This window comes from Bradyrhizobium sp. B124 (assembly GCF_038967635.1).
In the GTDB taxonomy this organism is placed as follows: Bacteria; Pseudomonadota; Alphaproteobacteria; order Rhizobiales; family Xanthobacteraceae; genus Bradyrhizobium.
The window spans coordinates 6,345,838-6,358,981 of record NZ_CP152413.1; the positions used below are offsets into that span (position 1 = coordinate 6,345,838).

The 13,144-nt window shown below is 62.2% G+C and carries 15 protein-coding genes; 7 read left to right on the forward strand and 8 right to left on the reverse strand.

The window, feature by feature from the left end:
- Window positions 1-306 precede the first annotated feature (306 nt).
- Complete coding sequence (locus AAFG13_RS30115; RefSeq protein WP_342713426.1) at window positions 307-1,302, forward strand: alpha/beta fold hydrolase; 996 nt, start codon at window positions 307-309, stop codon at window positions 1,300-1,302.
- A 75-nt stretch (window positions 1,303-1,377) separates the two neighbouring features.
- Here the strand turns inward: AAFG13_RS30115 and AAFG13_RS30120 are convergent, their stop codons facing one another.
- The 3 genes from AAFG13_RS30120 to AAFG13_RS30130 form a co-directional block, all read right to left on the reverse strand.
- Window positions 1,378-1,728 carry a RidA family protein gene (locus AAFG13_RS30120; protein ID WP_028339041.1) on the reverse strand — a complete coding sequence of 117 codons (351 nt, stop codon included), beginning with the start codon at window positions 1,726-1,728 and terminating at the stop codon, window positions 1,378-1,380.
- A 177-nt stretch (window positions 1,729-1,905) separates the two neighbouring features.
- The gene (locus tag AAFG13_RS30125; RefSeq protein WP_342709074.1) at window positions 1,906-2,829 is read right to left on the reverse strand and encodes a PHB depolymerase family esterase; all 924 of its coding nucleotides are present in this window, start codon (window positions 2,827-2,829) and stop codon (window positions 1,906-1,908) included.
- A 79-nt stretch (window positions 2,830-2,908) separates the two neighbouring features.
- Window positions 2,909-4,366, reverse strand: coding sequence for a CDGSH iron-sulfur domain-containing protein (locus AAFG13_RS30130; RefSeq protein WP_342709075.1), 1,458 nt, complete (start codon window positions 4,364-4,366; stop codon window positions 2,909-2,911).
- Between the two features lie 105 nt (window positions 4,367-4,471).
- On the opposite strand from AAFG13_RS30130, the gene AAFG13_RS30135 reads away from it, so the two are divergent.
- The gene (locus AAFG13_RS30135) at window positions 4,472-4,819 is read left to right on the forward strand and encodes a helix-turn-helix domain-containing protein (RefSeq protein ID WP_163153530.1); all 348 of its coding nucleotides are present in this window, start codon (window positions 4,472-4,474) and stop codon (window positions 4,817-4,819) included.
- Window positions 4,820-4,880: 61 nt separating this feature from the next.
- Here AAFG13_RS30135 and AAFG13_RS30140 read toward each other — a convergent pair whose 3' ends face one another.
- Entirely contained in the window at window positions 4,881-5,084 is a 204-nt protein-coding gene (locus tag AAFG13_RS30140) for a hypothetical protein (protein WP_212319813.1), read from the reverse strand.
- 125 nt (window positions 5,085-5,209) lie between these two features.
- Entirely contained in the window at window positions 5,210-5,509 is a 300-nt protein-coding gene (locus tag AAFG13_RS30145) for a hypothetical protein (protein ID WP_212319815.1), read from the reverse strand.
- Window positions 5,510-6,352: 843 nt separating this feature from the next.
- Here AAFG13_RS30145 and AAFG13_RS30150 point away from each other — a divergent pair.
- A complete protein-coding gene (locus tag AAFG13_RS30150; protein ID WP_342709076.1) occupies window positions 6,353-7,324 on the forward strand; it encodes an MBL fold metallo-hydrolase in 972 nt (323 codons plus the stop codon).
- A gap of 194 nt (window positions 7,325-7,518) precedes the next feature.
- Here AAFG13_RS30150 and AAFG13_RS30155 read toward each other — a convergent pair whose 3' ends face one another.
- Window positions 7,519-8,001 carry a lipocalin-like domain-containing protein gene (locus AAFG13_RS30155; RefSeq protein ID WP_342709077.1) on the reverse strand — a complete coding sequence of 161 codons (483 nt, stop codon included), beginning with the start codon at window positions 7,999-8,001 and terminating at the stop codon, window positions 7,519-7,521.
- 298 nt (window positions 8,002-8,299) lie between these two features.
- Here AAFG13_RS30155 and AAFG13_RS30160 point away from each other — a divergent pair, with 298 nt between their 5' ends.
- Window positions 8,300-8,755 (forward strand): lipocalin-like domain-containing protein, encoded by a 456-nt coding sequence (locus AAFG13_RS30160; RefSeq protein ID WP_342709078.1) that lies wholly within the window; start codon window positions 8,300-8,302, stop codon window positions 8,753-8,755.
- 324 nt (window positions 8,756-9,079) lie between these two features.
- On the opposite strand, the gene AAFG13_RS30165 is transcribed toward AAFG13_RS30160, so the two are convergent.
- Window positions 9,080-9,760 carry a hypothetical protein gene (locus AAFG13_RS30165; protein WP_212319824.1) on the reverse strand — a complete coding sequence of 227 codons (681 nt, stop codon included), beginning with the start codon at window positions 9,758-9,760 and terminating at the stop codon, window positions 9,080-9,082.
- A gap of 10 nt (window positions 9,761-9,770) precedes the next feature.
- On the reverse strand, window positions 9,771-11,429 hold the full coding sequence (locus tag AAFG13_RS30170; RefSeq protein ID WP_212319826.1) for an FAD-binding dehydrogenase: 1,659 nt from the start codon (window positions 11,427-11,429) through the stop codon (window positions 9,771-9,773).
- Between the two features lie 278 nt (window positions 11,430-11,707).
- Here AAFG13_RS30170 and AAFG13_RS30175 point away from each other — a divergent pair, with 278 nt between their 5' ends.
- The 3 genes from AAFG13_RS30175 (at window position 11,708) to AAFG13_RS30185 (ending at window position 13,128) form a co-directional block, all read left to right on the forward strand.
- Window positions 11,708-12,184 (forward strand): hypothetical protein, encoded by a 477-nt coding sequence (locus tag AAFG13_RS30175; protein WP_212319829.1) that lies wholly within the window; start codon window positions 11,708-11,710, stop codon window positions 12,182-12,184.
- A 98-nt stretch (window positions 12,185-12,282) separates the two neighbouring features.
- The gene (locus AAFG13_RS30180) at window positions 12,283-12,519 is read left to right on the forward strand and encodes a hypothetical protein (protein WP_342709079.1); all 237 of its coding nucleotides are present in this window, start codon (window positions 12,283-12,285) and stop codon (window positions 12,517-12,519) included.
- An 18-nt stretch (window positions 12,520-12,537) separates the two neighbouring features.
- Window positions 12,538-13,128, forward strand: coding sequence for an SCO family protein (locus AAFG13_RS30185; protein WP_342709080.1), 591 nt, complete (start codon window positions 12,538-12,540; stop codon window positions 13,126-13,128).
- The last annotated feature ends 16 nt before the right edge of the window (window positions 13,129-13,144 follow it).

Below are 13,144 nucleotides of genomic sequence, written 5' to 3' on the forward strand. Positions count from 1 at the left end.
GATCGCGAAATCGTGACGTCCCGGCGTGGCTGCCGTCCCGGCGGGTTTGGCGTAGAGTGACCAACGTGAATTCGTCGGTTCTTGATCAGGGTCAAGGCTTCGATCCGTGCCGGTCGGACTATTCCGGTGGCGATCAATCGGTGAATGAGCTTGCACGAAAAGACGGACCCATCGGAACGAAGTGCCAGCGCCGACTGGGTGCAGCACGCTTGGCTATGGCCGTTTGAAGCCACGCGATTGGCGCTCGATATCTACTCGCAGTGGTACCCCGGTCGCGCGCCCGAACCGATTGATGCGGCGGACGAAGTGGCGGCGCTGCCCTGGACGACGGCCAATTCGGTGGCGCTGCAACTGCCGTCGATGCGTCTGCTGGACTTCTCGAGAGCTGGCGAAGGCCAGCCGCTGCTGGTCTGCGCGCCCTATGCGCTGCACCGCGCGAAGATAGCGGATCTTGCGCCCGGCCACAGCCTGATGGAGGCGTTACGAGGCGCGGGTATTGCACGTCTCTATCTGACGGATTGGCTCTCGGCGGCACCGGAGATGCGATATTTCTCGATCGACACCTATCTGTCCGATCTCAACGTGGCCGTCGACACGATCGGGCCGCCCGTCGACCTTGCCGGTCTCTGTCAGGGTGGCTGGCTGTCACTGCTCTATGCCGCGCGCTTTCCCGGCAAGGTGCGGCGGCTCGTGCTAGCGGGCAGCCCGGTCGACGTCTCTGTGCCGTCGGAGCTTTCCAGGATGGTCGCCTCGCTTCCGCAGCAAGGTTTTGAGGCGCTGGTGCGCCAGGGGAATGGAATCGTCAGTGGCAGGCAGATGCTGCAGGTCTGGAGCGTCCCGCTCAGCAGGCTTGACGTGGAAGCGGCGCTGCAGCGGCGGCTCGACGACAAGTCGGAGGATGCACGGGCGCTGCTCGATTGCTTCACGCGCTGGAACAGCGAGCCGCTCGATCTGCCGGGCACCTACTACCTCGAAGTGACCGACTGGATCTTTCGCCAGAACCGGATTGCGGCCGGAGACTTCGTCGCGCTTGGCTGCAAGATCGATCTCGCTGCAGTGAAGCAGCCCGTCTTCCTGCTCGCCGCAGAGAACGACATCGTCGTTCCGCCCGACCAGGCATTTGCGACATTGCGGCTCTTGGGTACGCCGCCCGCGTGGCTGCAATGCGACACCGAGCCGTGCAGTCACCTCGGGCTGTTCATGGGTTGCAAGGCTCTGGCCGGTCCGTGGCGCCGGATTGCCCGCTGGCTTCAGTCCGACCTCGGCGAGGCCGCGGGCGAGCGATCGCAGATCAGCGCCTGAGTGCCAAATGAAATGCCCCGAACTGCAATTTTGCAATCCGGGGCATCGGACTCCATGGCATGATCCGCGTCGCGTCTATTTCGCCGCGACGACCATGATCTCGACATTGTACTGCGGCGCCGCGAGCTTGGCCTCAACGGTGGCGCGAGCCGGGGTGTTACCCTCAGAGACCCAGCCGTCCCACACCGCGTTCATTTCCGGGAAGGTCTTCATGTCGGTGATGTAGATGGTCGCGCTGAGCAGCTTCGACTTGTCGGTGCCGGCCTTGGCGAGATGGCCGTCGATGATCGACAGGATGTCCTTGGTCTGGTCGGTGACGCTGCCGCCCGCGGCCTTGCCGGCGACAACGCCGGCGAGATAGACGGTGTTGCCGTGCACGACGGCCTGGCTCATGCGCGGGCCGGTTTCGAAACGCTGAATGCTCATTTGGGTCTCCACTTGAATGGCGGGCATGTCCATAGCGTTTTCAAGCGAAGTGGCTACCGGTTCGCGTGAAGAAAACGCGTCAAGACAAGAGATCGAGAGGTTTGGTTCTGATTTGATCAGAACCAACCCTCTAGCCTGTCACGGCGACCACCGCCACTGCACAATTTGCAGCACCGCTCACGGAAATCGCGCGAAGAACGCCCAAATCGTGTCGGCGCCGTCGATGTCGCCGTTTTGGGGGCCGAGCAGCGTCGCCGCCAATTTCGTAAAATGCGCGTCCGGGAAGTGGCCGGGCATGCGATGACCGCCGCCATTCACGCGGTAAAGCACGACGTCACGTCCCTGCGGGCAGGCCGAGTCGATCCGCGTGACTGTCGATTGATCGGACGGATTGCGGTCGGGCAAATCGGTGGTTGCGGCGTCTTTGGTCTCGCAGCCATCGACACGTCGCCAGAATTCCAGTGTGCGTTCGGTCGACCAGAATCCGTCGGCTGCAAAATAGCTGGTGCCGCGGCCGCCTTGATAGGGGATCAGCGGGTCGACGGTGCCGTTCATCAGCAGCATCGGTACCGGACGCGCGGGCCGGCAAGCCCCAGCTGACTCATCGGTCAGGTTCATGACGACGCTGGCCGCCGCGGCGAACAGGTCGGCGCGTTCGCAGGCCAGCGTCATGGCCATCGCGCCGCCGTTGGAGATGCCGGTGACATAAATGCGCTTCGGATCGGCGGTGCCGTCGCCGACGAGCTTTGCGATCAACTGGGTGATGAAGGCGACGTCGTCGGTGCCTTCCGGCGGCGGATTGCCGGCGCGGCGTGTGTCCGGCCGGGAGTCGGCCCAGGCGCGGTTCAACCCGTCGGGATAGACCGCTGCAAAGCCGTCGCGCCTGGCGATCAACGGCCACGACGTCCGCGTGATCATGTCGGCGCTACTTTGGGTCTTGCCGTGCAGCACGATCACGAGCGGCGCCGGCTTGGTGGCTGGAGCCTGCAGCGTGAAGGTTCGCGTCGTGCCGTTGACGACGAGCGAATCCGCAGCCGCCGGCCCACTGCTCAACGCGAGTTCGCCAGCCAAAACCAGTAAGCCGATTGGGCACCGTCGCATCGCCAAAGAAACCCGCCTTATTGCGACGATTGCAGCACGCCGGCGAGGCGGGTTCAACCAGTCTGTCCGGAGCGTGGCTTCACGATCCGGTCGGTGCGTCCCGCGTATCGGCCCAGCGCGCGAACAGCGCGATCTGTTCGGCCGGCCAGGCGCCGTCGCACGGCATGGTGCCGGCCTCGAGGCGGGCCAGGATCTGCCGGCAGTGATTGGTGACGTCCGCCTTGTTCCAGAGATCGAAGGCGAACAGCATCGAGTTGCGGTCCATCGGCCGGAACAGCGGCCGGATGTGTTGCTCGAATTGCACGGCCTCGCCGGGGCCGGGCAGCGCGACGCTGGCTTCGTTCTGGGCCTGCGCGTCGCCTGCGATTGCGGACGGCCGCGCAGCCGGCGTTGCGTTGCAGACCCACCACCAGCGCGGCACCGGCATGTTCGGTGGCGGTTTCGCGTCGGCGCCGGAATTCTCCACCGCGATCCGTGAGCCCCATTCGATATAGGCGACGAACGCGGCGCGGAATTCCGGATCGGACGGCAGCCCGGCATCGTCGGCGCTCTGCACCATGTAGGTGGCCCACAGCGCGCGCTGCTCCGGCCGGATCTCCTTGCCGATGTGCTGCGACACCATCCGCCGATAGCCGCCATAGCGTTCGGTGTAGAAGCGCGGGCCGCCGAACACCTCGCTGAGCCAGGCCGCCACCCGTTCGGGATGATCCGGCGACATCTCGGCGAACAGCGGGCCGAGCAGCGGATCTTCCGGCACGTAGCGGCTGTAGAAGATGCGCGTCATGTCGAGCAGTGCGGGATAGCCGCCGGCCCATTCGAACAGCGTCGGCTCGCGCATCGGATCCGGAACCGGATCATGAAATCCGACGTTCCAGTGCATGCCGCTGCAGAACGGCTTGTTCAGCGACGAGCCGCAGCGGCACAGGCTGACATGCTCCTGCGACGCGCCCGCATTCCCTGTGATCGGCGCGCCATCCTCGTCGACCAGTTCGATTTGGCCGGTGACGCGATAGGGGCCATCCTTCGATACTTCGATCTGCGGCGGCCGGTCGACGTCGGACAGGTTGGCGTCCCGCGCGGGGCCGATGCCGATGCCGAGCGCGCCCGACGGACATCGGCGCACCGCATTGATGAGGTCGTCGAGGCGCGCCCCGCTCGGCGCGATGAACGGTTCCTCGCCGAGATGGAACACCGAGTTGAGCCGGTCGGTGCAGAAGCCGGAATGCGCGCAGGTGCCGCGATTGTCGAACACGTAGGCCTGCTGCCCCGCATAGACGTCGAGCTTGTCGGGCACCTGCCGTGGATCCCTGGCGCCGGTGAAGCCGCGCGCGATGTGGCTGTCGTCGCAGAACGGCTTGGTCTGCGATTGCCCGCAGCGGCAGAGCCGCACCGGCGCCTCGGCGGTAACAGGCACACCGAGATGATCGACAATCGGAATGCCGGGGTCGGGTTCGTAGGGCCCGTTGCGTCTGACGATGATGCGCTTGCGCGGATGTCGCTCGCCGCTCGGGCCTCGGGCGGAACTGTCCTCTGTCATGCCTTGCAATGATCCCTGAACTCGCCCAACCCGTGCAAAGCGTGCTTAGATGGATCGACGGCGGCTCTCAACGAACCAGATGGAAAGTGCCGCGGGAGAGTTGCGATGATCCGCAAGACCAAGCGCAAATATGGTTGCCCGGTCGAGTTCTCGATCGATCAGCTCAGCGGCAAATGGAAGACCGTGATCCTGAGCCGGCTGAAGGTGCGGCCGATGCGCTACGGCGAATTGCGCCACGACATTCCGCAGCTCAGCGACAAGGTGTTGACCGAGCGCCTGCGCGATCTCTGCAATTCAGGCTTCGTCAAGCAGGAGCGCGGCGGCGGCTCCTCGCGTTATTGCCTGACCAAACGCGGCGAGATGCTGAAGCCGATGCTGCAGGCGCTCTACGACTGGGGCGAGGCCAACGCCGACACGTTCGGCGTCCGCTTTCTCAGCGCGGAGGCGGATTAGGGCCGCTGCGTAAGGGCTATGGGCCAATAGCAGACCTCTTAGAGGACTTCGGCGAGAATCGCTATGGTTTCACAAACAGCACGGTGATGAGCACTGTCAGCGCGAGTCCGAAAATCGCCCAAACAACAAACCCGATCAGAAACTCGACGAACAGGTTCGATTGCAATCCACAAAGTGCCAGCACTCGTCTTCCCGTGTGAGCGACCAGCGCGTCCAATACGGCTTCGATGAGAGCGCCGATTGCGCGAATGACAAATTCGGCCATTTGGTCCTCGGGCGTTTCGGGGTCAAAAGCGAATGTCCAGCACTCCGACGGACATGCTAAGGGCCAAAACTGGAGCGGCGGCGGCCATAGCCCGATGGCATTTTTCGCTTACGTTGATCGCGGCTTCAATCCCGATCCATCCCGGCAATGACGCCAAGAAACCAGCCACTGAAGAAAGAGGCACCAAGCATCATGAGATTGGTCGTTGCGGAGAGACCAAGCTTGTCTTGAACATGATCGAATCCGATCAGCACCACCAGCGTACAAATTAGAGCGCAGAATGCGGGCCCAAGTGCCCGCCGCCGCGCTACGAGCCGCTGGGCCGGGGCAGCCCCCCGAGAGTTCCGTGATAGATGCCAGGATCGACGAAACGATACCTCGAAACTCAAGACGACCACGATCAGACAGGCGGTGAGGAAGTACATGGACATAATCCTTCGTGCCTGAAGGCTTTATCGGCTCGTTCCAAAGAAAGACTTGCCGAGCCGATCAAAGTTTATCAATTGCGATATTGGCTCCGTAACCGAACGCGATGCGCACGAAGTCCGCTGTGGATCAAAAGCCGTCGATCGCGACCGAACAGGGAAGCTTCCGGTTGACCTCGAAGAGCGGACGTTCGCGGCGATTATGCAGACCGTCAGCTATGGGCCAGGAAGCGACAGCGCATTTGGCTTGTTGCCCAGATTGCTGCGCGTCGGAAACTCTTCCTCAACCCGTAGATGTTGTAAATCTCTCAGCCACATCCAAGGAGCGGAATGTCCAAAATGGGAGCATCGATCGGCGATACCGCCTCCACAATCCTGTCGATCACGCTCCTTGTTCTGGGGTTCGTCGCAACGGTCCTGGGGGGCCGTCCTTCGAGCGGCTCGGCGACGACGTTGAGGCCCCGTATGTCTTCAAGCTGGTCGGCATCGGGCTGATCGCGTTCTTCTTGATCGCACTCACCTTCAGGCTCATCTGAACAAAACCCCTTGGAAGGGCGGCACCGGGGTTGGCGGGCGGCCCGAGGTTGCCGAAAGCTCCCGCTCCATGGGAGTTCGCAAATCCCGGCCGGGTCACGATCTTCAATCCATGCGGATGGCTTGCTGCGCTCCGGCAAAGCGGACGTCTTTGGCGCAGACTCCGGCGTCGGGTATCCTGCCGCCGAGGCCCTGACCGGCGCCAAGATCGTGCCGGGCGCCTTCTCAGTTTGACCCAAAGCTGACCTTGTGCAGTGCACATCCCCATTGATATGCTCGATCCATTCAGTCAGCGGGGAGCCCCGAACGATGTCCGGTATCTCGCGTCGGGACGTGACACTTGGCGCAGCCGGTGCTTATGCCGCGTTTGGACTCGACAAGCCGATCACGTTTGTCGACGCGGCTCACGCTCAACAGTCCGTCACGCAACCTTTCCGCAAATACAAGGTCGGCGACATTGAAATCTTCTCTCTGATCGATGGCATGCGTGACGTTCCGCTGCGGGAGGGCATGGTCAGGAATGTCAGCGTCGAACAGGTCAAGACCGTGTTGCGTGGCGCCGGTTTTCCCGACAATCAGGCGCCACTGCGGTTTATCGTCATGGCGCTCAAGCTGCGCGATCAAGTGGTCCTCATCGACTCGGGTACGGGCGGTCATCCGATTTATGGTGAGGGGAACGGCCGGCTGTTCGAGAGCATGGCGGCGGCAGGCCTTGACCCCAAGGCAGTCAAGACGATTCTCATCTCCCATCTCCACGGCGACCATATTTATGGCCTCATGAATAATGAGACCAATGCGCAAGTCTTCCCGGATGCCGAGATCGTGGTGCCCGCTGCGGAGTTGAAATGGTGGACACGCCCGGGAGTGGAGTCGATCGATCTCGGACCGACGCGCAAAGGCCTTGCCCGGCGCATTCAAGCTACCGTGGCGACGTGGAAAAACGTCAGACCTTTTGAGGGAGAATCAGAGCTTCTGCCCGGCGTACGCGCCGTAGAGGCGCCCGGCCACAGCCCGGGGATGGTGGCGCATCTGGTGTCATCCGGCAGCAAACAGTTCCTGATCAGCGCCGACGTGGTCAATCTTTCGCCCCATATTCAAACAAATCCGGAATGGCAGCTTGCCATCGACCAGGATCCGCAAATGGCTGTCGAAACGCGTAAGAAAATCTTCGATCGCGCGGTCGCCGACAAGCTCACCATTTCGGGTACTCACTGGTTGATGCCGAACGTCGGCACGCTGGCCAAGGATGGCAACGGCTACGTATTCGCAGCCGAAGGGTAACATCTCCGCGACGCTACCCGTTGCTGGCCAGGTGTGCGACGACTCTAGACCATGGGCGACCCGGTCGGCGTCTGCGTCAGCTCTTGGCCCTTTTCGGAAATGCCGCGCTTGCTATCGAAGGTCCGGTGTCGGGGGTCAAGCGGACGTCACAGCGCTTCGGCGTGCAAGAACGTCGAACGCTAGCCCGGCCGGTCTTAGCGTTCGCGCTCCCAGGTGAGGGTTCCGACCACCTTCTTGCCGGGATAAACGGCACTGGCTTGTTCTGCCGTTCGAATGGTCAGCTTGTCGCCCTGCAACTTGAAAAATCTCACCTGGTCCTGCCCGGTCAGAAGCTCATTCCAGGATATATCGACCTTGGTTGTGAACTTGTCGTCCTCGATTGTGAATGGGCCGGTGTAAACCATCAGCGTCTTGAGGAGAGCTGCCGACTCTGCATCGTTTGCCGCCGGTTTGCGATTTGCCGCCGCGATGACGAATGCCGCGTACCCGTCCGGCGTGATGAGCGCCCTGCCTTTCGGATTGCGACCAAACGGTTTGGTGACGTCTCCACCGATGATCTGAATGGTCCACGAAGTCAGCTTCCAACTGCCGGCCAGCTGCCTCGCTGTGTCCTGCGCGAAAGCCAATCCAGGCGTAAAATAGCAATACACGACAACAGCGAGGGCGAAGAAGCGCATATGCCGTCCTCCCATGAAAGGAACAGACTTCGAGAATGGCCATACTAACCAGGGGGAATGAATCTGCGAGCCCTTCGACGACTGCCTCATGGCCCGCCACGCCAAGTCCTTCGGGCAGCGGAGTGGCAACAGGTCCGGTATTGGCCCAAGGCGGACTTGGCGGCCTTTATCTTACCCGTCTCGCCCGTGCATGGTAACGTCCGGGTGCTTGACTGATGCTATCAATCCTCCCTTTGGGATACCAATGACTTTGCGAGCAATCTTCGCCGCATGCGCTGTTGCGGCCTTTGGATCGTTCATGATGACAATCGACGCGCTTGGTCAGAAGCAATCGCTAAAAGATCAACTGGTTGGTACGTGGACGCTGCTCTCGTGGGAGCAAAAGAAAGGCGACGGCACCAAGATCGAGCGTTATGGGGCCGCTCCGAAGGGCATCGCGTTCTTTGATGCGGGTGGGCGATACATCATCACGGTGATGCGCTCGGATCGAGCCAAATACGCGAGCAATACCCTGTGGCAGGGCACGCCCGAGGAAAACAAGGAAACCGCCGACGGCACGATAACCTACTTCGGAACGTATTCTGCGAACGAGGCAGATAGCAGCATCGCAATCCACGTCGAAGGCAGTTCCTTTCCAAACTGGAATGGCACCGAACAGAAGCGCTTTGTCGCGATTGCGGCAGACCGACTGACGCTGACCGTTTGTCCCCCGGCGGGAGATATAGTCGACGTAATTTGGAAACGAGCGAACTGATTGGGCTATCGCGTCTGCTGTTGGCTCATCGTGACTTATTGCGCCGCGGTACGAACCTGGTCGCTATGAGAGCAAAGCGGACGTGTCACATGCCGGGCTTATGGGTGCACGGCCTGGCGCAGGATGGGATCAAGTTGTGGCGAGACATTTGCATTAATTCTGAATAATAGAAATATATCCCTGAGTTGCCCGTCGCGTCAAGTGGCTTGGCCGAACGCCGGCCACCGCCGGCTACTTTGCATGGGGTTGTTTTCGATATTTTTGGCAGCGCCCCTAGTGACGGGGTTCCAAACGTTGCGCACTCGATGATTTGCAGAATCGATCTCATGACTTGCTGCGGTTTATCCTGAGAGCTTCGTCGACAAGCAGCGGCATCAGCCGACCGACTGCACTCAGGACAGGCGCGGCAAATCGGTCGCGCAGCAGGTCCGAAGCGTGTCCCTCACCGAAATACAGCCCGTCCGAGACGAGAAAAGTCATGCGGGTGAGATCGCCGGTCGGCGGAGCCTTGCGTACCCTGTCCCATGGACCGTAGCGGTTCACCACGAATTGCGATGCGCTCAAAACCTTGTCCAGACAGGCTGACAGCGGGGAAGGGGTACTCTCGAAGATCGCCATCTTTCCAGTATGATTGATGTAGCGCAGGCGGTGGTCGAGATAGATCGCCAACGTGTCGATCCCTCCATGCAGCGGCATCTCGACGATTGTACCGAGCAACCGCTTGCGCGGGACCGATGCCTTCATGGCGCGCAGACGATTGAACGCCAGGACGCGGGTACGGCTTTCGACATCAAGGTCGTTGCCGATCCGATCTAGCGTCTCCCGATCGATGTTGTCGGACAGGACTGCGCCGAGATCACCCTGCTTGGACTGCTGGTTCAGCAGGGAAATATTGTCGCAGAACAGCAGATTGTAGATTTGGTTTGCCGAATCGTCCCGGTACGGTCGATAGAACGGGCCGGGCTCGACGGCGCCGCCTTTGCGTCGAAACCAGTTGCCCAACATCGCTGCGCTCCTAGCCCACCGCCTTCGCAGCAGCTCGTCCCGCATTCCGCCCCGAGAACAGGCAGCCGCCGAGGAACGTGCCCTCCAGCGAGCGATAGCCGTGCACGCCGCCGCCGCCGAAGCCGGCGGCTTCACCGGCGGCGTAGAGCCCGCGGATGATCTGGTGATCTCTGCCGAACACGCGTGAATCGAGATCGGTCTCGAAGCCGCCGAGCGTCTTGCGGGTGAGGATGTTGAGCTTCACCGCGATCAGCGGGCCGTGTTCGGGATCGAGAATCCGGTGCGGCTTCGCGGTGCGGATCAGCCTGTCGCCGATATAGCGCCGCGCATTGTGCAGGTTCATCACCTGCGCATCCTTGACATAGGGGTTGGTGATCTCGCGGTCGCGCGCCTCGATCTGGGTCTTGATGGCGTCGAGCTGCAAGAGGTCGTTGCCGGCGAGCTTGTTCATGGCGCCGACGAGGTCGGTGAGATTGTCGCGCACGATGAAGTCGGCGCCGTGCTGCTTGAAGGCTTCCACCGGCGCCGGCGCGCCCTTGTTGGTGGCGCGCTTGATGGTCATGCGCCAGCTTTTTCCGGTGAGGTCGGGGTTCTGCTCCGAGCCCGACAGCGCAAATTCCTTCTTGATGATGCTCTGGGTCAGGATGAACCACGAATAATCGTAGCCGGTGCCCATGATGTAGTGCAGCTGCCCGAGTGTGTCGGAGCCCGGGAACAGCGGCGCCGGCAGCCGCTTGCCCGTGGCGTCGAACCACAGCGACGACGGTCCCGGCAGGATCCGGATGCCATGACGTGGCCAGATCGGGTTCCAGTTCTGGATGCCTTCGACATAGTGCCACATGCGATCGCGGTTGATCAGCCGGCCGCCTGCTTGCTCGGTGATGCCGATCATGCGGCCGTCGACATGTTCGGGCACGCCCGAGATCATGAACTTCGGCGGCTCGCCGAGCCGCTTCGGCCAGTTCTGCCGCACCAGATCATGATTGCCGCCGATGCCGCCGGAGGCGACGATCACCGCTTGCGCGCGCAGCGAAAAATCACCGACGACGTTGCGCGAGGAACTCTTGCCGCGTTCGACGCCTGACGGTTCCAGGATCGCGCCGCTCACGCCATCGACCGTGCCGTTGCTGATGCTGAGCGCATCGACGCGATGGCGGAACTTGAACACCAGTTGTCCGTTCCTGGCAGCCTCGCGCGCGCGCCGCTCGAACGGCTCGACGATGCCGGGGCCGGTGCCCCAGGTGACATGGAAGCGCGGCACCGAATTGCCGTGGCCCATGGCGTCGTAACCGCCGCGCTCGGCCCAGCCGACCACCGGGAAAATGCGGTGGCCCATCGCGCGCAGCCAGTTGCGCTTCTCGCCCGCGGCGAACGCGACATAGGCTTCGGCCCATTTGCGCGGCCAATGATCCTCCTCGCGATCGAAACCGGCGGTGCCCATCCAGTCCTGCAACGCGAGTTCGACGGAATCCTTGATGCCGAGGCGGCGCTGTTCCGGCGAATCGACCAGGAACAATCCGCCAAACGACCAGAAGGCCTGGCCGCCGATGCTCTGTTCCCCTTCCTGGTCGAGCACGATGACGCGCTTGCCGGCGTCGGCGATCTCGGTCGCGGCGACCAGACCGGCAAGTCCGGCGCCGATCACGATCACATCTGCATCGTCAGCCATTTTGATTTCCCCCGTCCCAACGGGATTCAAGACCGCGTCGTTGTGCGCGGTCAACGCCAAATGGACCTTGCCTGTGGCGGCGAGGCATCAAATGGTTGCGGCAAGTTGTTCCAGTTTGGGACCTTTTCCACACGCCACTGCAGCGCCCGCGCAACACCCAATTTGAATTTGTTTTGACCGGCTTCGCTCGTCTGGACAAAAATCCGCGGCCGCAACACGCTCACGATTGTCTTGCATCACAGACCAAACAGATTCGGTTTCGACTGGGGCTGGCCAAAATGAAGTTGATGACGGGGTTGCTCGCTGCGGTTCTCCTGCTGGCGGGAATGGGGGCGTCTCAGGCAGTGGTCAGGATCGCCGATGATCGCGGCGGCAAGATCGGCATCTATGTCGACAAGTACCAGGACCTGCGCACCTCCGGTGAGACCGTGATCATCGACGGGCTGTGCGCCTCGGCCTGCACCATCGTGCTCGGCAAGGTCCCGCATGACCGGATCTGTGTGACCTCACACGCCAGTCTCGGCTTCCATGCCGCCTGGGATTACGGCGACAACGGCCGCCCGGTCCCCAATCCCGAAGCCACCCACATGCTGTACCTGATGTACCCGCCGGCGGTACGCAGATGGATCGCGGACCGCGGTGGCCTGACCCGGCACATGATCTTCCTGCGCGGCAAGCAACTGCAGGCGCTGTACAAGCCGTGTTACCTCAACGCCCAGGCCTCGGCGCCCAAGCCCGCCGAGCCCGCGCGCTGAGCCCGATCTCGGCGAGCGTCCTCTCTCGTCATCGCCGGCAGACCGGGCATGACGAGGTAAGGGCCCGGAATCGCCTCGCTATCATTTGACGGCCTGCGATGGCCATTGCGCTTGCTGCCTGCCGGAACCCGGCTTATCTCAACCGCATGGTTCAGCCGATCTCCACCCGATCCGAGCTCGTGACGGCTCCGCAGGGCCGGGTGGCAACTGCGATCCTGTGGGGCGCTGCCGGAATCGGCGGATTGGCCTCGCTCGCCGCTGCCGCGCTCTGGTTCCACTACGGGACCGCGGTGTTTTTCGAAATGATCACGGCCGGCATCGCCGCCTGCTTCTGACAAGGACGCCCTTGCATCATGCCCCGGACCACGCGCCCATTGGTGATCTTTGCTGCCTTCGCGGGCAGTCTGGCGGTCGGCCTGTTCCTCATGTTGTGGGCGGTCGGCGGCTTGCGCACCGTCGCCGCGCCAGCCGCGATCGGCGGCCCGTTCCAGCTCACCGACCAGTCCGGCCAGACCGTCACCGACAAGAACCTCCAGGGCAAGCCGACGCTGATCTTCTTCGGCTTCACCCATTGCCCGGACATCTGCCCGACCTCGTTGTTCGAGATCTCGGAGGTGCTGAAGGCGATGGGCAAGGACGCCGACCGCGTGAACGCCTATTTCGTCTCGGTCGACCCGGAACGCGACACCGCCACGGCGATGAAGGACTACCTTTCGAGCTTCGATCCGCACCTCAAGGGCCTGACCGGCGATCCCGCCGCGATCGCCAAGGTGCTGTCGAGCTACCGGGTCTACGCCAAGAAGGTGCCGCTGAAGGATGGCGACTACACGATGGATCACACCGCGCTGATCTATTTGATGGACCGCGACGGCCATTTCGTTGCGCCGTTCAATCTGAAACGCACGCCGGAAGAGGCGGCGACCGATCTCAAACGGTATCTCTGACCCCTTTTTCCGGTTC

Bases quoted from the DNA above. Each gene is read 5' to 3' on its own strand.
- AAFG13_RS30120 (WP_028339041.1), bottom strand. From the start codon at position 1,728: ATGAGCATTCAGCGTTTCGAAACCGGCCCGCGCATGAGCCAGGCCGTC.
- AAFG13_RS30125 (WP_342709074.1), bottom strand. From the start codon at position 2,829: ATGCGACGGTGCCCAATCGGCTTACTGGTTTTGGCTGGCGAACTCGCG.
- AAFG13_RS30130 (WP_342709075.1), bottom strand. From the start codon at position 4,366: ATGACAGAGGACAGTTCCGCCCGAGGCCCGAGCGGCGAGCGACATCCG.
- AAFG13_RS30135 (WP_163153530.1), top strand. From the start codon at position 4,472: ATGATCCGCAAGACCAAGCGCAAATATGGTTGCCCGGTCGAGTTCTCG.
- AAFG13_RS30140 (WP_212319813.1), bottom strand. From the start codon at position 5,084: ATGGCCGAATTTGTCATTCGCGCAATCGGCGCTCTCATCGAAGCCGTA.
- AAFG13_RS30145 (WP_212319815.1), bottom strand. From the start codon at position 5,509: ATGTACTTCCTCACCGCCTGTCTGATCGTGGTCGTCTTGAGTTTCGAG.
- AAFG13_RS30150 (WP_342709076.1), top strand. From the start codon at position 6,353: ATGTCCGGTATCTCGCGTCGGGACGTGACACTTGGCGCAGCCGGTGCT.
- AAFG13_RS30155 (WP_342709077.1), bottom strand. From the start codon at position 8,001: ATGCGCTTCTTCGCCCTCGCTGTTGTCGTGTATTGCTATTTTACGCCT.
- AAFG13_RS30160 (WP_342709078.1), top strand. From the start codon at position 8,300: ATGATGACAATCGACGCGCTTGGTCAGAAGCAATCGCTAAAAGATCAA.
- AAFG13_RS30165 (WP_212319824.1), bottom strand. From the start codon at position 9,760: ATGTTGGGCAACTGGTTTCGACGCAAAGGCGGCGCCGTCGAGCCCGGC.
- AAFG13_RS30170 (WP_212319826.1), bottom strand. From the start codon at position 11,429: ATGGCTGACGATGCAGATGTGATCGTGATCGGCGCCGGACTTGCCGGT.
- AAFG13_RS30175 (WP_212319829.1), top strand. From the start codon at position 11,708: ATGAAGTTGATGACGGGGTTGCTCGCTGCGGTTCTCCTGCTGGCGGGA.
- AAFG13_RS30180 (WP_342709079.1), top strand. From the start codon at position 12,283: ATGGCCATTGCGCTTGCTGCCTGCCGGAACCCGGCTTATCTCAACCGC.
- AAFG13_RS30185 (WP_342709080.1), top strand. From the start codon at position 12,538: ATGCCCCGGACCACGCGCCCATTGGTGATCTTTGCTGCCTTCGCGGGC.